Here is a 20849-nt window from a genome sequence, read left to right on the forward strand (position 1 = left end):
AAATAATTTACTTAAATATCCTCTTCGTCACGTTTTTTACTTTCATCACCAAACTCAAAATCTTTCATTTGTTTTGCGATCGACTCACTTTGGTAGGCATTCTCATCAAACCAGGCTCCAGCACCACTTGCCCGCATCATAACCGGAATTTGACGGCCATCATAATAGTGGTAACGGACGTATTCAAAAGTCCCTGCACCGGCACTTTGATGTCCACCGCGAACATTAAGCCACGTTCTCTTTTTAGTTTTAACCCGTGTTAACTTAAAATCACTGATGGTATCGGTCGAAAAACTAGTGATTTTTTTCTCATAGCCATCATAGGCGTACCACGTCCCCTGATAGGCACTCGGCCAGCGTTGTGGTGAAGCTTTAACCGCACTTGTGAGATCTGCATTTAGTGCCGCGTTCGTCAAGACCTGTGGCTTAACCCCAGTGACAATTTTGGCGAATCCTGCCTGTAACGCACTGTTCTGTGTATCCTGAATGTCTAAATCATTGCCATTCGTGGTTTGCGTCATAAACACGACTGGTTGTTGGTTATGTAAGCAAAAGAAGTACGTCGTGGGAAAGGACTTGCGTTGTTTTCCACCGCCAGTGGCAACAGCCACCACTTGAAAGGCATTTCCATTCTCCCCATTTGTAGACCAGGTTAAATTGACGGTCTGTTCGCCCCACTTTACGTGGCCATTCAAACCACCATCTTTGAGTGCCTTGGGAAATACATTCCCTAAATGATCTGGCTTTTCGTCATTGTAAGTCCCCTGATAACTTTGCTTCATCTGGGATTGCCAATTAGCCATGAATCTAGCCAGCTGGCGTGTTTTGGTTTGATTCCAAACTGTCGCATTCGCTTTACTTGTGTCATCACTCACACTGGTGGATTCTTTTGAAGTTGCCTGAGCGGTAGATGCCTTCTTAACGCTTGATGAAGTTGCTTCTGATGAACGCCGATGATGTGGCCGATTAGCCTGATTTGCCGAACAACCACTCAACAACAAAATAACTATTAATAAACGCCAACCAATTTTTTTCATTTTTTCAATGACCTTTGAAAATACAGGCCATTCCCCCCTCAAGTGACTTTTTAAACAGTCGAATTTTGGTCCTCTACAACGCCAGTATAACATCTGTGAGAGCGGTTAACTGAATCATTTGCCTTAAAAATTTTAGTTTCCTGTTGACTTTAAAACAACACGTGATATACTGAACATGTTAACAATAAAACAACAGGTCAATTGAAAGGAAGTTTTTATTTATGAATTATGCTATCACTGCTGCTACAGGTAACTTTGGACAAACTGCTGTCCGGGAACTTTTAAAACTCGCAACTGACAATCACGTCATTGCTATTGTCCGGAACACGGAAAAAGCGAAGGCTCTATTCCCACAAGACGTTGAAATCCGCCAAGGAGACTATGCAGACGAAGCTTCCATGCAAGCTGCTTTGCAAAATGTCGATCGTCTCCTCTTCATTTCTTCACAACCTGGCGAGGAAGTCACACGTGAAGAGCAACATAGAAATGTGGTCAAAGCAATGACTGCAAACAAGGTTAAATTTGTTGCCTATACCAGCTTTCCTAATGCGCAACAGTCGACCAGTGGTTTAGCTAATGACCACAGATTAACTGAAGAGGCAATTACAAACACTGGTATCAAACATGCCTTTCTGCGTAACAATTGGTACCTTGAAAACGAAATTGGCTTCTTAAAAACTGGTGCGGCAAATCAACTCACTACTTACTGGGCTAACGGAAAAGCTGGCTGGGCGTTGGAACGTGAATTTGCCACTGCCGCTGCCAAAGTGTTAACATTAAGCGATCCTAAGGAAGTTTATGAATTCGCGGGTAAGGCACGTTCCTATACAGATTTGGGCGCAGCATTAAAACAAGCCACAGGTAATGATTTTGAAGTGAAACAAGTGACAGCCAAAGAATATCAAACGGGATTAGAAAAATCTGGACTAAATGGCGATATGGCGGCCCTCTTCACTTCATTTCAAGAACCAATCAATGATGGCTCCTTGAATGAAAACTCAAATGACTTAGAAAAAGTGCTTGGACATGAATTGACTAGCTTACCAGATGCGATCAACGAAATTCTCAATCGAAACTAGGTGTAACTATGAAGTACTCCCACAAACTAAGCGATGCAATCCATATCTTGGCTTATCTTATTATCTATAAAGATGCAGATCTCTCTAGCAAGGCCATTGCGTCAAGTATCGAGGCAAATGCCAGTGTGGTTCGCAACCTAATGTCTGATTTGCGTAAGGCAGGGTTAATTCGCACGCAAGCAGGAACTGCGGCACCTACCTTAAGCTTTGCCCCCAACCAAATTACGCTTTTGCAAGTTTACCAAGCCATCCACATGGATCATAATTTGTTGCACATTGATCCCAAAACAAATCCGCAGTGTATTGTGGGAGGCAACATTCAAGACACTTTAAACAAATACTATACAGATATCGAAGAAAGTGCTTTTCACCGTATGAATGAAATTACCATTCAAGATATCACGAACGATATTTTGACACGACAAAACGCAAAATAAAAATGAGAATTGGAATTTTTCCAACTCTCATTTTTTGTACCTAAATTTTATAACGAAAATTTAGCGCGTTTTATTTAACGATGCGGACTGTCATCCTTCAATTCGTAATTCATAAAAGCCCCTATTTATTAAGCGATCCAACTCCTGTCATTATAGCAATTTTATTAGAATTTTGTCTCCCCCACATGAAATTTGATTTTATTGTTTTTTGATAATTATATATTGCTTATCGATATGCTAAATGCTATACTCAATCTATCAATCTACTGAGGTGATTTCTATGAAATTTCGTCGCACAATCTTAGATTTAGCTTTATTATTTATTACTGGTGTGATTTGGTTAATGGGATTTTTGTATGTAATTCAGGTTTCGACCTCCCGTCAACTTGAGCATCCTATTGTAATTAGTCTCCTAGGTATTACCATGTTAGGAACCGTTATTTTTGGTACCCAAATCATGTACTTCCTACATCGCATGCTTGCCCTGATTGCCAATCATAAGGCTTTTTCGTTAGCGTCCATCAACCTGGTCAAAAAAATTCGCCGCGACATTGGTTGTATCAGTCTTTGTTTTCTCTTTGCGATGCCTTTTTTTGTCACCGCAGCTGATGCTGATGACGCACCGGGAGTCGTTTTACTAGGTGCAGCCGTCGTTTGTGCCCCCTTTGCTATCTACGTCCTTTCTCAAATCATCGAGGATCTCTTTGTCAGTGCCTTTCATCTGCAAAAAGATCATGACTTGACCGTTTAGGAGGCAGATAACATGGCAATAAAAATTGACTTAGACGTGGTCATGGCACAAAAAAAGGTGACCGTCACACAACTATCGCAAGCTGTCGGCATTACGATGGCCAATATCTCCATTTTAAAGACGGGCAAAGCTAGAGCCATTCGTTTTTCTACTTTAGAAAAAATTTGTGAAGTTCTAGACTGTCAGCCTGGTGATATTTTGAAATATGAGGCAGAGCGTGACAAGCCTAGATCTACCAATTAAATTAATTTAGTTTCAACTCAAAAATTGACAAAAAAGGTCAGACTGCGAATGACTATTTCGCAGTATGACCTTTTAAATAACAATTACCAAGGTTGGTCTGTTGGACCGATCGTAAATTCACTTACATTTGTATCCTCTGGCTGATCAATTGCAAAAGCTACAACATTAGCTACCCGATCAGGACTGATTTGATATTTTTGATACAAGTCAGCAGCTCCTTTGGCCGTATCATTATCCGTAATTGTGCGCAACAATTCAGATTGAATGGCTGCTGGATAAATTGTAGCCGTTCGAATATGAGAACCCTCTTGTGCAGATTCCATTCGTAATACTTCCATTAAATCGCGAACTGCCCATTTCGTTGCACCATAAACGGCACCACCTGGATAAGCTTTTAAACCTGCAACCGAAGAAGTTGTAATCACGTGCCCAGATTTTTGTGCTTTAAACAGTGGCAATACAGCTGCGATACCGTTTAAAACTCCTTTAATATTAACATCGACCATTTGATTCCATTCATCCGTTTTCAAATCAGAAAGTGGTGAATTAGGCATTAAACCAGCATTCAAAAAGATTACATCTACTTTACCAAATTCTTTTTAACCTAATTCAACCAATTTCTTGTTGTCTTCTGCTTTTGTAACATCGGTAACTTGATAAACAGCCTGCCCACCATTTTTGGTTATTTCGTTCGTGAGTGCCGCTAATTTTTCTTGACGTCGCGCTCCTAATACTAATTTAGCTCCCTTTTGAGCCAGTTTTTTAGCTGTAGCTGCACCAATGCCGCTTGAAGCTCCAGTAATAATAACAACTTTATCTTTAATTGCCATGTTAAAAACTCCTTTACTTTTTATTAAATAATAATTATTCTATTAAATAATAATCCCTAAACTCAACTTTAGGTCAATAAAAAAATTCCAGAAAATGAGGTTAATTTAATGTCAAAATCATATTCAATTGGTGAAGTGGCTCACCAATTTGGCTTGTCCATTTCCACAATTCGTTACTACGATAAACAAGGGTTAATTCCAAACTTGAATAAAGATCAGACCGGTAACCGTACTTTTACTGAACAGAATATGGCAACCATTAAAATAATTCAATGTTTAAAATTAGCTGGTATGCAGATTAAAGATATAAAGGTCTTCATTCACTGGTGTTTAACTGGTGACTCAACGCTTGAACTACGCAAAGCCATGTTTGATGACTTACAGGTCAAACTGAACAAAAAAATGCATCAACTGGGCAAAACTCTTGACGAAATTAATTTTAAACAAGCTTACTACACAAAGGCTATTGCTGACGGTACGGAGAAGTATGTGCGAGAAATGTCTCCTGATAAAGTTATGCAGACGTCCAAAAATCTAAACGTAAAAAGCTAACATGATAATCACTGTATTTTTTAGAACAGCTTAATTAACGATAAACCGGGCTAATTTAATCCGACATAACTACCAGCATTCGCACATCTTTAATTCTCTGATTCTTGTTTATACTATTTCTTTTCATCAATTAAGACTGTCCCCTGATCTGGATTATGATCAATCGCACCTACAATTTCATGAGGAAAATACGGCGCTTCTAAGCAATCAACATCTTCTTTAGTCAATTTAATCGATAACGCCTCAACGGCATCATCTAAATGTTTCGCTTTCGTTGAACCCACAATGGGCGCCATTACTCCTTTCGCCCATTGCCAAGCTAATGCAATCTGGCTCATAGAAACATTGTATTTCTGGGCTAATTCATCGACTCGTTTCACAATTCTGAGATCCTCAGTTTCTGCACGATCATACTTGCCCATTGCCACGCGATCCGTTTGACTGCGCAAGGTATTAACTTGCCATTCACGATGACTTAAATGTCCTGCAGCTAAGGGGCTATACGGCATCAACGAAACACCCCATTGCTTGCAAACAGGGATTAATTCACGTTCATCTTCGCGATACAACAAATTATAATGATTTTCCATTGCTTGGAATTGTGCCCAACCATGATCCTTAGCCACTTGTTGCATACGATTAAATTGATAACCATACATTGCTGAAGCCCCAATTGCGCGAACCTTTCCAGCTTTAACCAAATCGTTAAGGGCGGCCATGGTTTCTTCCACAGGTGTGTCATAATCAAATCGATGAATAATGTACAAATCTAAGTAGTCTGTGCCTAATCGTTTTAAAGAGCCATCGATTTCACGATGAATGGCCTCACTAGAAAGTCGACCAGGATTGAAATAGACTTTTGATGCTAGCACAACTTTATCACGCGCCACATTATTTTCCTTTAAAGCGCGACCTAAATATTCTTCACTCGTACCTTTAGAATAGGTATTAGCTGTGTCAAAGAAATTAATTCCTAAATTTAAAGCATGTTTGATGATTTTTTCACTATCTGGATATTCAAGACTCCAATCGTGCATGGTTCCTGGCTTACCAAAACTCATGGCACCAATACAAATCTTGGAAACTTCAATAGCTGTTTTACCTAATTTTGCATACTGCATAGCTGTCTTTGTCATCATAAAACCTCCCATACTATTTACTGTGAATTCTACTACTTGAAGTAGACTTCAAGTCAAGTCCTATCGTGCAACCAAGTTAAAAGAGAGCTCGCACCAGTTTCATGTTCACGCACCGTTTTTTGCTATCATCATTTGAAAATTATAGTTGCTCTTTTTCAGTCAAAAACTTTTCCAGCTCAGATTCAATGTCGACATCCAAACGATCAGATAGCTCAATTAGCCACCAGATATTTTCAGCTAATTTATGTTCCAATGTGTACGGTGTTTCGTCATAATAGCGCCCATTCTTGGTCATCACCAGCCTATCTAAATTGCCAATATCATTGGATAAAGCCAATAAATCCTCGTCAATTGTCCATTCAGTCCCATGATTTGCCCGCTCGAGTTCATGATAGCGGGTCCGAATTGCCTGACTACGTGTGATTAATTCTTTTAAGTCCATCTTTTTGCCTTTCTTGTATCCCATTTGTGATCACCTCAGTATGACATCTCTACTCCAGATGAGCCAGCCATAACTATCCGCTCTTCATTTTTAACAAACTCGCTTCAAGAAAGGTGTCTCTCAATAAAAATAGTTGTTGAATTTCATTTACTTACATATCTTGTCAAAAAAAGCTAAAATAATTTTGTTAAACTTTTGAAATGGAGTGAAAGTACGTGTTAGAAAAAACAGTATACAAGAAATTATTGAGTCATGCCTTTGATTTTCCCGTTACCGTCAACTATTGGGACGGCCAGTCTGAGACTTATGGCGACGGCACCCCCAAAGCCGAAATTGACATTAACAAGAAATTATCAATGAAAGAAGTGGCCAAACATGCTACTTTAACATTGGGCGAAGCTTATATGGACGGCGATATCGATATCAAGGGCTCCATCCAGCAAGTGGTAGCCGCTGCTTACCGGCAATCTAGCAGCTTTATGCATGATAAAAGTTTTATGAAATTTCTCCCGAAGCAGGGACATTCCGAAGCTGAAAACAAAAAAGATATTCAAAGCCACTATGATATTGGTAATGATTTCTACAAATTATGGCTAGATCCAACCTTAACTTATTCTTGTGCTTATTTTGAAAATAAAGATGACACTTTGGAACAAGCGCAGTTGAATAAGATTCATCATATTTTAAAAAAGTTGAAACCAGAACGTGGCAAGACATTACTAGACATCGGTTCTGGATGGGGAACGCTGTTGTATATTGCCGCCGAAACCTATGGCTTGCATGCTACCGGCGTTACACTCAGTCAAGAGCAGTACGACTATACAAAAGAACAAATTAAGAAACGTGGTTTAGAAAATTTAGTTGAAGTGAAATTAGAGGATTACCGCGAAATTAAAGGCCAGTTTGACTATGTGATAAGTGTAGGTATGTTTGAACACGTGGGCAAAGATAACCTTCCTGGATACTTTAAAAAGGTAAACGAACTCTTAAAACCTGGTGCACGTGCTTTAATCCATGGCATTACAGGTCAGCATAACGGTGCTGGTGTAGATCCGTGGATTACCAAATATATCTTCCCTGGTGGTTATATTCCTAGTGTTTCCAAGAACCTTGATTACATGATTGAAGCTGATCTACAAATTGATGATTTGGAACCCTTACGTCGTCACTATCAAAAAACACTTGAAATTTGGGATCACAATTTCAACCAGGTACGTGACCAAGTTCGTGACATGTTTGATGAACGCTTCTGTCGGATGTGGGATCTTTATCTTCAGGCAGCGGCCGCTTCGTTTGAAGCTGGCAACATTGATGTCATGCAATTCTTATTAACCAAAGCACCAAGTGGTGATGGCTTACCTATGACCCGTAATTATATGTACACCGAAAATTAGTTTTTAAAAACCGTATCTCGAATTATTTCGAAATACGGTTTTTTGATAATTCCTATTTAGGTTAAATCATGCGTAGACTTTGCTTGCTGTCCGGTGCCGGAAATTGCGTATCAATCTGTTGCATTTCTGCTTTAGATAATTTAATTTCACCGGCGGCAATATTTTGTTTCATATGCTCTAGATTACTCGTCTGTGGTATCGCCATGACATCGTTTGCTTGAATTGTCCATGCCAACAAAAGTTGCATCGGCGTGACTTGATGTGCTTGGGCGATATCTTGAATGATTTCATTTTGCGTCAAATTTTGTCCACGGGAATCGCCCTGATCAACGGGTGAGTATGCAATCAACGGTAATTTTTGTTGCCGTTGCCAATGTAGCAACTCATATTCGATCCCTCGATTAGCCAAATTGTACAAATCTTCATTGGCAAAAACTTGCGCTCCGTTTGGTAAAGCATAAAGTTCTTTCAAATCATCAGTGTCAAAATTGGAAACTCCCCAATGATGAATCTTGCCTGCTTTTTGAAGTTCAACCAAGCCAGCCACAGTTTCTGCCAAAGGTACAGATCCACGCCAATGGAGTAAATATAAATCAAGATAGTCAGTTTTTAGTCGCTTTAAACTGCGATCCAGTGCTTGTTTCATTTTGATTTTAGTGGCGTTTTGTGGATAAAATTTACTGATGAGAAAAACTTTTGAACGATCAAAGTCCTGTAAGACATCCCCTACTAATTTTTCGGCATTACCCTCGCCATACATTTCCGCTGTATCGATGACAGTAGCGCCATGCTGCAGTCCATAAAGAATTGTGGCTTTTTCTTGCGCGTACATTTGTGGCTGGTCGCCCATATGCCAAGTGCCAATTCCAATAGCTGGCAATGAAACGCCCTTAAAATTTAGTTCTTTCATCCTGTTTATCTCCCTTCCATTTAGCGTAACTACTTTTTCACAACTTTCGTAGTTTCTCTTTTTGTGCTTTACTCAAGTGTTCACTTGCGTATCTCAACATCACACGCGGCATGTCATGGGCATACTCACTTAGGAAAGCTAACTGCAATTTTGGCTCCATATCTCCAGCAGCCCGCAACATCCAACCAACTGCTTTGTGTATTAGATCTTCACTGTCATTTAACAAAATTTTGGCAATTTCAAATGTATCTTCGACCTCACCTTGTTTAATAAAAAAAACTGTGCTGACAATCGCAGTTTTACGTTCCCAGATATTAGAAGATTGCGCCAATCCATAATACTAACGGCACCAACACGTGCTTCATGGATCGGGCTTTCAAGGACTTTTTCTATCTCCAAAGTTGGCATCGCAACATACGCCTTCGCCAATTTAAAGACATCCCCCATCTTGACGCCAATAAAATAATCAACGGGCGACTGATCCTCTTTATTGAATTGAAAATAACGTTGATACTTATCCAGTTCAACATCGGATTTAAGCTGAGCCAAGTCAGCTAGAAAGCTTGCAGCAGTTAGTCTATTTGTCATTTCAGACTCCACTCTTTTTTACGCGATTATGTCAAAATTCTATTTCGCCGTTAGTTCAAAACTTGCAGTAATCAACTTTGCTATCTGTTCACTTGTAACTTTGTTAAGTCTGACAGTAATCCAGTTGCGCTTATTCATGTGATACGCCGGAAGAAAGCCGTCGAAGGTCCGCATTATCTCAATTTCTTTCGGTGGAAGTTTCACGTCTAAGATTTCTTCTTCTGCATCCCCCGCCAATCCGATATTTGAACGACTAACGTTCATCGCTATTGCAAACCACTTATTGTTATCACGATGACGTAAAACTGCATATGTAGGATACTTTCGCCATAGGTACTCTGGCTTTGTTTGGTATTTCTTGTCAACATAGTCAAAAACCTCTTCTCGCGTCATTTTCCAACCTCCTTTACAATTACCACTCCGGTGTTGACTTACCTAACACCCTAATTTGGGTGTTGTGCCCGCTGCCACACCAACTATTTAAAGCACGGCCCAATTTTTTGAAACGCCTATACGCTTTGGGCTACTTTTAGTGCTTCTTAGATGAATGATCCCTAATTTTATTTCACTGATTCGGTCCTTATCATGAATATTACACCGTTTTCACGCCAATTAAAAGATATCAAGGACGCGGAGAAAAATTTGTTTTGCCTTTGAGCATAGGTCGTTTTTTCGATTCCCACTATTGAAGGTCAGAGACAGAGAAAGACTGGGATTTTTTCCCAGCCTCCTGAATTTTAATAAAAGTATCTACTTAGAACTCGCAGTCAGTTTCTACCCACGTCGCTGATAAACCAAAACGGTTAATGGCATAAAAATTAAAATAATGATCCCACCACTTATAAGTACCACGGTGGCATTACCGCCCCAGTTTCCAGTCCTCAAAATAGTTCTGATTGCCGTAATGGTTAAACTAACCGGATTAATTTTAACGATTGTTTGAATAAATCTGGGCAACGTCTTTACTGGAATGAAGGCATTTGATAAAAAGGTCATCACCAAAATGATGATCATGGATAAACTGCCGATCAATTCCGCATTCTTAGCCATGAGACCGACCAAGGCAAAAATCCAAGAGGTTGCCCAACCAATAAAAATTGCCAACAGTAGCACTGCTCCTAAAGTTGGCAAGCCAACAGTCGGTCGCCACCCCATCACAAAGGCCGTGATTAAAGCCATCATCCCCGAAAGGAGGAGTCGCAAGCTATCGCCAACTAATTGACCTGCCAACGGGGCAATTGGCGAAATCGGCAAAGTTTTAAATCGGTCAAAGACCCCAGCATTAATATCTTCACGTAATTGTTGTCCAGAACCCGAGGCAGCATTTAAAATGCTTTGCACCAGGATTCCCGATACCAGCATCGGTAAATAGGCGTGCACACTACCCGCAATGACACCGCCAAACAAATAACCGAACAGCAACGTAAAGATCACCGGTTCAATCACAACATCACTAAGGCTATCTGGATTATGCAGCGTTTTGAGTATGTTTCGATGGGTCATTGTCAGTATATTGTGCACAATTTGATTTTTGGTTACTACCATTTTCATAGTTCGTCTCTCCTTAATTTTTGCCAACGGTCAGTTTCAAGAAAACATCATCTAACGGCGGCGTTTCCACAGCAAAATTATTGATGGCAATAGTTGCATCTTGAAGCTGACCTAAGATTTGCGAAACCTTTCGCATTTTCGTATGGTCGAGTAACACGGTCAACGTGCGATCATTGACACTAACCGGTAGAGCCAACGTATCCTGAATAAGCTTTTTGGCTGGCTGTTGCTCTTGTAAATTTGTGACTTCAATTCGAAGTTGCATGCCACCTATTTGTTGTTTCAAATCATTTGGCGTCCCCATTGCCACTAGCTTTCCGTGATCAATGAGCGCAATTCGATCAGCCAAATGATCAGCTTCCTCCAAATATTGGGTGGTTAACAACACTGTCGAGCCTTCCGCAACCAGCTTTTGAATTGCTTGCCACATTTGCATCCGGGTCCGTGGATCCAAGCCAGTAGTCGGTTCATCTAAAAAAAGGATTGCGGGTTTGCCGATCAGACTGATCGCCAAATCTAAACGACGACGCATGCCACCGGAAAAAGTAACCAACGTTTGATCCGCCGACTGCGTCAAATCAAAATCGGTTAATAATTCCGCAGCACGCGCTTTGGCAGCGGTATGCGTTAAGCCATTTAGTTTTCCAAAAATCATTAAATTTTCACGTGCAGTCAAATCTTGATCAATTGCTGCGGTTTGACCCGTGATACTAAACTGTTGCCGTGCTAAACGGCTCTGGGTCAACGTATCAAAGCCATTCAGCAAAACATTACCTGCATCTTGACTTAATAAAGTCGTCATCATTCTTAAAATCGTAGTTTTCCCAGCACCATTGGGTCCCAGTAAACCAAAAATCTCACCTTTTTTAATTTCAAACAACACGTTTCTCACAGCGACTTTGCGACCAAATTGTTTTTTTAAATTATTTACTTGAATCACATATTCTTGATTCATATTGCGACCTCCTTATATTTAATCAGGTGACCTGACTAAATATATAGTAAGGGTACCTGATTAAAATGTCAAGTCTGGCATCGCCGTAAATTTTAGAATGTTGTATACTTAAGAAAACACCGAATGAATGGAGTGATACAGCGTGGCAAATGAAATTAAAGCCGAATTAGCCGCCGGAAAGTTAGCCGAATACGAACAGCTCAGCAAAATCTATGATGATATTGTCAAACAGGCGCGCCCTCGCTTGACCGTTGAAGGCCAGGGCAAAATTTTATTGGCCTTAACGGATGAGGATCACCTTTCCCAACGCCAGCTTGCCACTCGTTTGGGCATGTCACCCCAATCCACGAGCGAATTTGTCTACAAACTAGTTAAACGGGAGTTAGTGACTTTAACCAAGTCCCCAAAAGATCGTCGGGTCAACTTAGTCAACTTAACCCCCGCAGGCCGACAAGAAATTGAATCTGCCGCCCAAGAGGTTCCGCCCTTTGTACGTACGCTCTCGGATACTGAATTAGAACAACTATCCGCGCTCATGACCAAAATCACAACCGCCATGTATGCCGATATTGATGCGGCTAATCCCACATTGGGCGTAAAATTCCACAAATTATTCGCTAGTCGCTATTTAAAACAGTTTAAAAAATAGCTATCAATTGCAGTAGGCTTGCAATTGATAGCTTTTAGTTTAATCAATACGTGACCAAATGCTGTCGCTTCTTATGAGTTGGGTATTGGTATGGCCGTCTCATGGCATTTCAAATCGGATGATCTCGTTCCGGTAAATTACAAAAAATTTAGGAAGGCTAGACACTGAAAAGAAAAGATATAATCTCATGAAACAAGAAAATTGCTCTCCTACCAATGACGGGAAGTTATTTATAAATCAAGCCGAAACATAGTCATACTGAAAGTTGCAAATTAACTTTTCAACCTATATACTATAAATATAAGAAAATATAGTATATAAGGGGTGTGATTAATAACAATGAATACCTTAACTCAACTGGAACATGACTACCCAACGTTCATTTACAAAACCGCACAAGCATACGGTTTATCCAAAGATGAAATTCATGAACTATCAACTGATGGCACCATTAAAAAGATTGATCGTGGTATCTATATTTTCCCAGATTACCTGCTCGATGAATTTAGCTTGATCAGTCAAAAATTCTCGCGCGGTATCTTCTCGTTAGTTAGTGCTTTAATCATTCATGACTTGACTGATGAAATGCCACTTCATTATGATCTGATATTCCCACAAGGATATCATCTTAACGCAGCATCACTGAAGAAGTATCATATTAAAGCCAGATATCTATCAAAAAAACGCTATTTACTTGGTATCGAAACCGCCCAAACCGAAAATGGCGGTACTGTTCAAGTTTATTCAAAGGAACGCACGTTATTAGATGTTTGGGAATCAAAACAAATTCAGCCCTACATCAAGAATGATGCGCTTAAAAAATATCTAGCAAGTTCACCCAGCGCAAAAAGGCTTAAAAATTTAACCGAAATCAAGGATGAATTATACCCAAACAGTACCTTGCTAAAAGTAATGGAGGTCTCCCTGCAATGAGTGAAGTTGATAAAGTTCTACCAATGATCAGCAAACGCGCCCGTAAGCTTGGCTACAATATTCAACATTTTCAGAAACTCTTTTTTCTAGAACACTTTTTAAAGCAGATCTCTGAATCTAATTATCGCCGTTACTTTGTTCTCAAAGGTGGTTTTGAAATCCAAAGTCTTGTCGGAATTGAAAATAGAATGACCCAAGACCTTGATGCAATCTATATTGGACCAGCCTTGCAACCAGATAAATTAGCAACCGTTTTGAATGAAGTCTTCGAGCAATCTACCGATTATGTCAATTTTACAATCAAGTCGATTGAACAAAAACAACTTGATGATGATTATCCTGGAATTCGTGTCAATCTGCTGGCACAAATGGGAAAAAGTAAAGTCAGTGTAAAGCTGGATATTTCAAAAGGTAATCCCTATGAGACGATTCCAATCATGCTCGATCACCAAAGTATTTTAAACGCCGCTGAAACGTTTCCAATTTATGGCATCCCCGTTGAAAAAATCTTGGCAGACAAGTTATCAGCATTTCTAAATCACGGCATGCTAAACACGCGTGCTAAGGATTTGTTTGATGTTTACTCACTGTCCATTCTCTACCGTACCGACATTGATCTTGTGCTTTTAAAAAAAGAATTTTTCAAAAGTGCAGCGTTTGATCATATTCCAAACAAAACGATCGAAAACCGCTTAACCGAAATCAGTACTCTATCCGATTCCGAAAGTTTAAAAACTTCTTGGCAACAGTACCAGCAGCAATATGACTACGCTCAATCAATCGGCTACACAACTGCACTAGAAGCACTTTTCAACTTAATGAAAGAAATTGAGAATTAATACACAGAGAAATAAAATTAAATTCTACCTGACTTTCAAAAAAGCATCGAAAAAATCCATTTTATAGATTCTTATTATCTGTGCAGTCAGAAACGACTCGAAAGCAACATGCTAACATCACAAAAAGTACACTGAAGTGCTTCATAATTATAGTTTTAATCGACATTTAACGTGAGTATATTCTATTTTGTTCATTCGTCATCGTTTTTCATAATCTTTTGTAGTTTTTTGTAAAAATCCATCTGCTGTTTAAACAAATTATCAAAATTAACCGTGTATTCCTTATGATCAATGAAACTGATATAGCTTATTTCGTTACCTTGTATGGTTGAGGATTCTATATCATGGGCTAATGAGTTCCTAAGATTAATCCATTCTTGCTTTGGAGCCTTTTCATTGAAAAGTTGCTTAAATAGCTCATTTCGTTTATTAACACTTCCTCGAAGCTTATTATCAATTTCCTTTGACAAAATTTCCTTGCTGAACTTGCTAATTGCTGTTTCTTTTGGAATTTTAGAAACAATTGCAGACTTTAGTAAGCTTTCACTAATAATAAACGATGATAGAATTAATGCTTTTTTAGTCAGAGTATCAGAAGTATTACTAACTTTTAATGCTATCTCGGATATTGTTTTCTTATAGGTCCCAAATTTAAGGGGGTATTTTCTATAGTTTTCATATTCACTTTCAAGATAGCCATTCTCTAACATGTTATGCCAATACTTTAGCTTTTCTGGTAGTTCATGTTCATATTCCGTCCCCGATGGAATTCCATAATAATCAAAGACAGCAGAAATAATTTCATCTGACTTACTGTCCTTACGTCTTGGAAACTGAATGACCATTTCTGAAATAATATTGCTCTGTGTTGTGATTTCCAATTTGTCTAAATCACAGTCCTCAACAATAGATGTATTCTGAAATACTTCTTGTCTGAGAAGCTCAAAATACTCTGATAAAAATAATTCCTCGCCCCAGGGTAATTGAATGTCAAAATACGCTAGCAGATTTTCTTCTTCGTCCTGCCTAAATCTATCCCAATCAACATAATTACCAAATACAAAATCATCATTCCCAGTTTCTAACTCCGGTTCTATATTCCAATCTTCATAATTAAACTTACGCATAACATTTCCTCCCTTGTACTACACTTTTTAGCATCTAGTCAAAAAATCGTGGAAGATTTTCAATCACTCTTAAGTGACTGAAGACTTCCACGATTCTTGGTGGGGCTTTTGGTGGAGAAACTTTCAGGTTCAACAACGACTTATCCATTTTGCAAGTTCACAAATGCCGTTAAATCAACATTCCGTATCCATTTAATATATATATTTTATTCCCACTCGACCGTTGCCGGTGGCTTGCTCGTAATATCGTACACAATGCGATTAACGTGATCGACTTCATTTACAATGCGCACAGAGATCTTCTGTAACACATCCCACGGAATGCGGGCAAAGTCAGCCGTCATGCCATCCACAGAATCCACAGCTCGGATACCAACCGTATAGTCGTATGTCCGACCATCACCCATCACACCAACACTCTTAATGCCTGGTAAAACGGTGAAGTACTGCCAGATATCTCGATCTAAGCCAGCCTTTTTAATTTCATCTCGCAAGATCCAATCAGAATCACGCACAATGTTTAACTTGTCCTCAGTAATTTCACCGAGCACCCGAATTCCTAAACCAGGACCTGGGAATGGTTGCCGCCAAACTAAGTCAGATGGCATCCCTAATTTTTCGCCTAAGTCACGAGCTTCGTCCTTAAATAAAGTCCGCAAAGGTTCAATTAAAGTAAAGTGCATGTCTTTTGGTAAGCCACCCACGTTATGATGCGATTTGATGGTTTGCGCAGTATCCGTACCACTTTCAATCACATCCGTATACAAGGTGCCTTGAGCCAAGAAATCAATGCCATCCAGCTTTTGAGCTTCATCGTTAAACACTTGAATAAACTCGTTACCAATAATCTTACGTTTCTTTTCAGGATCGGAAACGCCGACCAATTTATCCATAAAGCGTTTTTGAGCATCAACTTTAACCACGTTCAGGCCAAACTTGCCTTCCAAGCTATCCATCACTTGTTTGGCTTCACCCTTACGCAACAGCCCGTGATCTACAAAAATACTGGTCAATTGATTACCAATGGCTTTATGCAATAATACGCCTACCACGCTGGAATCAACACCACCGGAAAGGCCCAATAAGACCTTGCGATCGCCAACTTCTTCACGAATTTTTTTGATTTGTAATTCAATAAAGTCGTTCATGGACCAATTAGCTTTGGCTTCACAAACATCAAACGCAAAGTGTTTAAGAATTTCATTGCCATATTGTGTGTTACGAACCTCAGCATGAAATTGAATGCCATAAAACTTTCGTTTCGGGTCTTCAATAGAAGCAATGGGACAGTTTTTGCTAGTTGCCACGGACGTGAAGCCTTCGGGCACTTGTTTGACTAAGTCTCCATGACTCATCCACACGGTCTGACGGCTAGGTAATCCTTTGAATAAAGGTGTTTGCAAATCCGTAACGTCAATATCAGCATGGCCGTATTCACGGTTGTCTGCTGGTTCAACTTTACCGCCTAAATTGTAGGACATGAGCTGCATGCCGTAACAAATTCCTAAAATAGGAATGCCCAGCTTGTAAATTTCTGGGTCTACACGAAAGGCATCGTCATCATAAACGCTATTGGGGCCACCTGAGAAGATGATTCCTTTAGGGTTAATTTTGCGAATTTCATCGGCGGTAATATTGTGTGAGAGTAACTCTGAATATACGCCAAATTCACGAATGCGTCGTGTGATGAGTTGGTTGTACTGACTACCGAAGTCTAAAACAATGATCTTGTCGAATTGGGACAAATCTAAATTAGCCAAGTTTTCACCTCATGATTAGAGAGTGTCAAACTAAGCGCCCAGCTTCCGAGTATTGCCTAGGAAGGCAAATGATTCGGGTTAGGAATCGTTTGCTTTCCGTAGCAAAACGGAAGAAGCTGCTTAGTTTGGCACGTTTACTCTATGATTTTTTTAAAGTTTAGTTATTCAACATCTAGTATCAATTCTACTGATAATAATGATTAAAGTAAAGCCAGTTTGAAATTGATTCTCGTCAAACTGGCTTCTAGATTTCTAATATTTTCTTAAATAAACGGCGTCCATTGTGTGATGTTCTACTTTATGCAAAATTAAGTTGGCTCGAGAACGAGTTGGTAAAATAAATTCGTCTAAATTGGGGAGATCAACTCGTTGCCAAACTTTTTTAGCTTCTGCAAAAGCCCTTTCTCGTGGCCATTGCGCAAATTCATAATAGTAATCATTCGGATTATGAAAGGCCGTATCCAGTAAAATGCCAAAGCGTTCCAAAAACCACTTTTCAATTAGTTCTGGATTAGCATCTACATAAATTGACCAATCAAAAAAGTCACTGATATAAATGGTTTGGTTGGAAGGCAGTTGCAATACGTTGATCCCTTCAACAATCAAGATATCCGGATTATCAACTATTTCAAACTGATCTGGAACAATATCGTAACTTTGATGAGAGTATAACGGCACCTGAATTTTGGCCTGACCATTCTTAACTGAACCCATAAAGTCCAATAAGCTTGCCATATCATAGCTTTCGGGAAATCCTTTGCGACCCAAAATTTGTCGTTTTTTCAGTTCAGCATTAGGATACAAAAAACCATCCGTTGTGATTAACTGTGAGTGTAATTCAGGAAAAAAATTGGTCAACAGTACTTGAAGTAAACGCGCCGTGGTACTTTTTCCAACCGCTACACTTCCAGAAATACCAATCACAAACGGCACCCGTTTTTCTGGTAATTGTAAAAAATTAGTTTTGGTAGCTTGCCAATCTTGAAAACTCCGAAACTTTTTAATCAACAAGTGCACCAGTGGGACATAAATATCTTGGACATCCTGTAAGGATATGCGGTCATTCAACGCTTTAATTGCTTTTAATTGTTGGTCAGATAATGGCAGCTTTGCTTCAGGTGTCAATTTTTTCCAATCGTCTTTTAGAAATCGATAGTAACTTTGGTCTTCTTCTACCATTTTTATTTCCTCAATAAACTCTTAGTCGTTTGCATATAACTTGGTATTTACGCGGTCTAACAAGCGCGATTGTTTTCCTGTTGCCACAATGGTCAACCGGTGCATCGCTCGTGAACAAATGGTGTAAAGTAGTTGACGTTCGTCTTCATCATGATACGTCTTATCAGAAGCATCCCAGACAATTACCGCATCAAATTCGAGTCCCTTTGCTAAGAACGAAGGCACAACGACAATTCCTTGTGCCAAACGCTGATTTTCAGTATGAATCAACGTTACTCTTTCCCCGGCCGCGCGCAACGCATTAGTAATTTCTTCACAGGCTGCAACTGATTTGCCAATAATCGCAGTGGTTTCACCATCTTGAACATTTTTAGTCAGCTGTTGTTGGACGCGTTTTACTGCCGCATCAAGATCTTTTCTGACACTAATCGTTGGCAGCTCACCTTCACGCTGAAAGGCCTCAATTGCTTCTCCGTTGACTAAAATTTCTTTGGTGAAGTCTGTGATCTGCTGCGTAGAACGATAAGATTTCGCCAGTTGGATCACACGAGTTTTCTCTTTATCAAACATAGTTGATAGTTCTGCCAGTAACGTGGTCGTACTTTCATTACTATAGATAGACTGATTTAAATCACCCAATAATGTGAATTTTGCCCGTGGATAATTAAATTTCAGATAGGCTAACTGAAAGGCTGTGTAATCCTGAATTTCATCAATAAATACGTAGCGCATATCACGTTCGCCTTTTTTACCCACAATCAAATCATACAAGTAAAGATAAGCTGAGGTGTTATTTAATGAAATGGCATGGTTTTTCAAGCCTTCCACCGTCTCATTTACATAGGTACGCCAATCAGATTCCGTTAAGCCAAATTTTTCCAAATTTACTAAATGCGGCACACTTCGTAAAAAGTGAACGTACTGCGCATTAATATTGAGAAAACGATTATGCACGATCGCGTTACGAACCGGCTGTAAAGCCTGAATAACTAATTTACGTGCTAAAAATTTGAATTCTTTATCACTGTCATCGAACTCACGCGGTTCTCCACCGTATAACTTCTCAAGATCTTCATGATTCAAAGATTGAACGGCTTGTTCGGCCCATTTAGAACGCACTTCGCCACCAATACGGTGATTCAAAGATTTTAATAACGTTTCCTTAGTCGCATCCAAACGATTTCCCAAATGATAATTTTCATTAAAACTATAGTAAATATCGTTTAATCGCGTTTGATCAGCAAATGGTTTTTCTCTAAACATCAGGTTGCGGAATTTCATATCCGCTGATTCCAAATGCTTAGCGTATTTAGTTACTGCGTTGAAGTAAACTAAACTATTTTCCAACCGGCGGATCTTTTTAGAAACCGGATCAGTGCGGCCTTCAAATCGCTGCTGAAGGGTTTCAACTTCCATGTTAGGGATGCGGCGTTTGGTGAATTGATAATAGGTCATTTGAACCATATTGTGTTCCCCAAGTTCAGGTAACACCTGGTCCACATAGTCATTAAAGATTTGGTTTGGTGAAAACATAATTACTTGACTAGCCGTTAAATTGCCGCGATAGCGATACAACAGGTAAGCCACTCGTTGCAAAATGGCCGCCGTTTTACCTGAACCAGCAGCACCTTGCACAAACAGTAAGTCCGAATGTGTATCCCGAATAATTTGATTTTGTTCCTTTTGAATCGTAGAAACGATACTTTTCATTTTGGTATCAGAAGAATTGCCCAGTGCTTGCAACAACATTTGATCACCAATCGTTTCGTCGGTATCAAAAATTGTGACAATTTTACTATTTTCAATCGTAAATTGTCGTTTTAATTTAACGTTTACTTCCTGAGTACCATCAGGCGTTTCATAGGATACATTTCCCAACTTACCATCATAGTAAACACTTGAAATTGGTGCTCGCCAATCATAAATCAAGAAATGTTCTGGTGTATCCGAAAATGAGCCAAGGCCAATGTAAATGGTCTCGTCATTTTTTTCGCCTTCTTCATGAAAATCGATGCGCGCAAAATAAGGTCGTTTTTCAAGACGTTTCAAAACGTCCAACTGTTGGCTCGCATGGCGCCAACTATTTTGCCGTTCTGACAACAGTTGTTGTTGTTGCCGCACCGAAATTGCCGTATCCATCATTCCAGAATACGTGCTGGTGTTCATACGAACTTCATTACTAAAATTTTTATCAATCGCTTTGGAGTCAGTCTCCGCTGTTTTCACATCTTTAGTGGCATTTTGAATTGCCTCTTGAATCTTGGTAATTACTTCATTTAAATGGGTCTGTTCGTACTTTTGTATTGAATCAGTCATGAAAACCCTCCAAATAATTGACATTTAAGACACTGAATCATTCAGTTGCTCTCCTAGTAAATCGAAAGTTTTTTGCTTTAAACTTTCACGCTAAAACTAAACAATTAAATTACATCAAGGTAGTTATGCGTTACCTAT

The 20849-nt window shown here is 39.4% G+C and carries 22 protein-coding genes and 1 pseudogene; 9 read left to right on the forward strand and 14 right to left on the reverse strand.

Going from position 1 to position 20849, the window contains the following annotated elements; translation table 11 throughout:
- Window positions 1-11: 11 nt before the first annotated feature.
- Complete coding sequence (locus tag AB3219_RS00070; protein WP_216754433.1) at window positions 12-1037, reverse strand: DUF4767 domain-containing protein; 1026 nt, start codon at window positions 1035-1037, stop codon at window positions 12-14.
- A 221-nt stretch (window positions 1038-1258) separates the two neighbouring features.
- Between AB3219_RS00070 and AB3219_RS00075 the strand changes: the two genes are divergently transcribed.
- From AB3219_RS00075 to AB3219_RS00090, 4 genes are all read left to right on the forward strand, one after another.
- Window positions 1259-2116 carry an SDR family oxidoreductase gene (locus tag AB3219_RS00075; RefSeq protein WP_216754434.1) on the forward strand — a complete coding sequence of 286 codons (858 nt, stop codon included), beginning with the start codon at window positions 1259-1261 and terminating at the stop codon, window positions 2114-2116.
- 8 nt (window positions 2117-2124) lie between these two features.
- Window positions 2125-2553 carry an Rrf2 family transcriptional regulator gene (locus tag AB3219_RS00080; protein WP_216754435.1) on the forward strand — a complete coding sequence of 143 codons (429 nt, stop codon included), beginning with the start codon at window positions 2125-2127 and terminating at the stop codon, window positions 2551-2553.
- A 280-nt stretch (window positions 2554-2833) separates the two neighbouring features.
- Window positions 2834-3304 carry a DUF2975 domain-containing protein gene (locus AB3219_RS00085; protein WP_057748870.1) on the forward strand — a complete coding sequence of 157 codons (471 nt, stop codon included), beginning with the start codon at window positions 2834-2836 and terminating at the stop codon, window positions 3302-3304.
- A gap of 12 nt (window positions 3305-3316) precedes the next feature.
- Window positions 3317-3547 carry a helix-turn-helix transcriptional regulator gene (locus tag AB3219_RS00090; protein WP_263749628.1) on the forward strand — a complete coding sequence of 77 codons (231 nt, stop codon included), beginning with the start codon at window positions 3317-3319 and terminating at the stop codon, window positions 3545-3547.
- Window positions 3548-3630: 83 nt separating this feature from the next.
- On the opposite strand, the pseudogene AB3219_RS00095 reads toward AB3219_RS00090, so the two are convergent.
- Window positions 3631-4377, reverse strand: a pseudogene (locus tag AB3219_RS00095) (SDR family oxidoreductase).
- Between the two features lie 108 nt (window positions 4378-4485).
- Here AB3219_RS00095 and AB3219_RS00100 point away from each other — a divergent pair.
- A complete protein-coding gene (locus AB3219_RS00100; protein WP_216754439.1) occupies window positions 4486-4929 on the forward strand; it encodes a MerR family transcriptional regulator in 444 nt (147 codons plus the stop codon).
- A 113-nt stretch (window positions 4930-5042) separates the two neighbouring features.
- Here the strand turns inward: AB3219_RS00100 and AB3219_RS00105 are convergent, their stop codons facing one another.
- The gene (locus AB3219_RS00105; RefSeq protein WP_216754446.1) at window positions 5043-6050 is read right to left on the reverse strand and encodes an aldo/keto reductase; all 1008 of its coding nucleotides are present in this window, start codon (window positions 6048-6050) and stop codon (window positions 5043-5045) included.
- Between the two features lie 157 nt (window positions 6051-6207).
- Complete coding sequence (locus AB3219_RS00110) at window positions 6208-6510, reverse strand: MazG-like protein (protein ID WP_216754447.1); 303 nt, start codon at window positions 6508-6510, stop codon at window positions 6208-6210.
- A 215-nt stretch (window positions 6511-6725) separates the two neighbouring features.
- Here AB3219_RS00110 and AB3219_RS00115 point away from each other — a divergent pair, with 215 nt between their 5' ends.
- A complete protein-coding gene (locus AB3219_RS00115; RefSeq protein WP_263773430.1) occupies window positions 6726-7904 on the forward strand; it encodes a cyclopropane-fatty-acyl-phospholipid synthase family protein in 1179 nt (392 codons plus the stop codon).
- 61 nt (window positions 7905-7965) lie between these two features.
- On the opposite strand, the gene AB3219_RS00120 is transcribed toward AB3219_RS00115, so the two are convergent.
- The 6 genes from AB3219_RS00120 to AB3219_RS00145 form a co-directional block, all read right to left on the reverse strand.
- Entirely contained in the window at window positions 7966-8814 is an 849-nt protein-coding gene (locus tag AB3219_RS00120) for an aldo/keto reductase (protein ID WP_263794710.1), read from the reverse strand.
- A gap of 37 nt (window positions 8815-8851) precedes the next feature.
- Window positions 8852-9145: a DNA alkylation repair protein gene (locus AB3219_RS00125; RefSeq protein WP_216754442.1), complete on the reverse strand. Its 294-nt coding sequence runs from the start codon at window positions 9143-9145 to the stop codon at window positions 8852-8854.
- A complete protein-coding gene (locus AB3219_RS00130) occupies window positions 9034-9402 on the reverse strand; it encodes a DNA alkylation repair protein (protein WP_216754443.1) in 369 nt (122 codons plus the stop codon). The genes AB3219_RS00125 and AB3219_RS00130 overlap by 112 nt, the downstream gene beginning before the upstream one ends.
- 39 nt (window positions 9403-9441) lie before the next feature.
- Window positions 9442-9795, reverse strand: a complete 354-nt coding sequence (locus AB3219_RS00135; RefSeq protein ID WP_216754444.1) for an MmcQ/YjbR family DNA-binding protein — start codon at window positions 9793-9795, stop codon at window positions 9442-9444.
- A gap of 381 nt (window positions 9796-10176) precedes the next feature.
- Window positions 10177-10953, reverse strand: a complete 777-nt coding sequence (locus tag AB3219_RS00140) for an ABC transporter permease (protein WP_216762916.1) — start codon at window positions 10951-10953, stop codon at window positions 10177-10179.
- Window positions 10954-10966: 13 nt separating this feature from the next.
- A complete protein-coding gene (locus AB3219_RS00145) occupies window positions 10967-11908 on the reverse strand; it encodes an ATP-binding cassette domain-containing protein (RefSeq protein WP_263794708.1) in 942 nt (313 codons plus the stop codon).
- A gap of 142 nt (window positions 11909-12050) precedes the next feature.
- Here AB3219_RS00145 and AB3219_RS00150 point away from each other — a divergent pair, with 142 nt between their 5' ends.
- From AB3219_RS00150 to AB3219_RS00160, 3 genes are all read left to right on the forward strand, one after another.
- Complete coding sequence (locus tag AB3219_RS00150) at window positions 12051-12557, forward strand: MarR family winged helix-turn-helix transcriptional regulator (protein ID WP_057748908.1); 507 nt, start codon at window positions 12051-12053, stop codon at window positions 12555-12557.
- 339 nt (window positions 12558-12896) lie between these two features.
- On the forward strand, window positions 12897-13490 hold the full coding sequence (locus AB3219_RS00155) for an abortive phage infection protein (protein ID WP_216754393.1): 594 nt from the start codon (window positions 12897-12899) through the stop codon (window positions 13488-13490).
- Window positions 13487-14329, forward strand: a complete 843-nt coding sequence (locus AB3219_RS00160) for a nucleotidyl transferase AbiEii/AbiGii toxin family protein (RefSeq protein WP_216762918.1) — start codon at window positions 13487-13489, stop codon at window positions 14327-14329. The genes AB3219_RS00155 and AB3219_RS00160 overlap by 4 nt, the downstream gene beginning before the upstream one ends.
- A 191-nt stretch (window positions 14330-14520) precedes the next feature.
- Here AB3219_RS00160 and AB3219_RS00165 read toward each other — a convergent pair whose 3' ends face one another.
- The 4 genes from AB3219_RS00165 to helD all read right to left on the reverse strand — a co-directional run bounded on the left by AB3219_RS00165 (window position 14521) and on the right by helD (window position 20711).
- Window positions 14521-15456 carry a hypothetical protein gene (locus AB3219_RS00165; RefSeq protein ID WP_216754395.1) on the reverse strand — a complete coding sequence of 312 codons (936 nt, stop codon included), beginning with the start codon at window positions 15454-15456 and terminating at the stop codon, window positions 14521-14523.
- A gap of 206 nt (window positions 15457-15662) precedes the next feature.
- Window positions 15663-17216 (reverse strand): glutamine-hydrolyzing GMP synthase, encoded by a 1554-nt coding sequence (gene guaA / locus AB3219_RS00170; RefSeq protein ID WP_216754396.1) that lies wholly within the window; start codon window positions 17214-17216, stop codon window positions 15663-15665.
- 252 nt (window positions 17217-17468) lie between these two features.
- Window positions 17469-18395: a type I pantothenate kinase gene (gene coaA / locus AB3219_RS00175; protein ID WP_216754397.1), complete on the reverse strand. Its 927-nt coding sequence runs from the start codon at window positions 18393-18395 to the stop codon at window positions 17469-17471.
- Window positions 18396-18416: 21 nt separating this feature from the next.
- Window positions 18417-20711 carry an RNA polymerase recycling motor HelD gene (gene helD, locus AB3219_RS00180; protein WP_216754398.1) on the reverse strand — a complete coding sequence of 765 codons (2295 nt, stop codon included), beginning with the start codon at window positions 20709-20711 and terminating at the stop codon, window positions 18417-18419.
- Between the last annotated feature and the right edge of the window lie 138 nt (window positions 20712-20849).

It is taken from the genome of Pediococcus ethanolidurans, assembly GCF_964062635.1.
GTDB lineage: Bacteria > Bacillota > Bacilli > Lactobacillales > Lactobacillaceae > Pediococcus > Pediococcus ethanolidurans.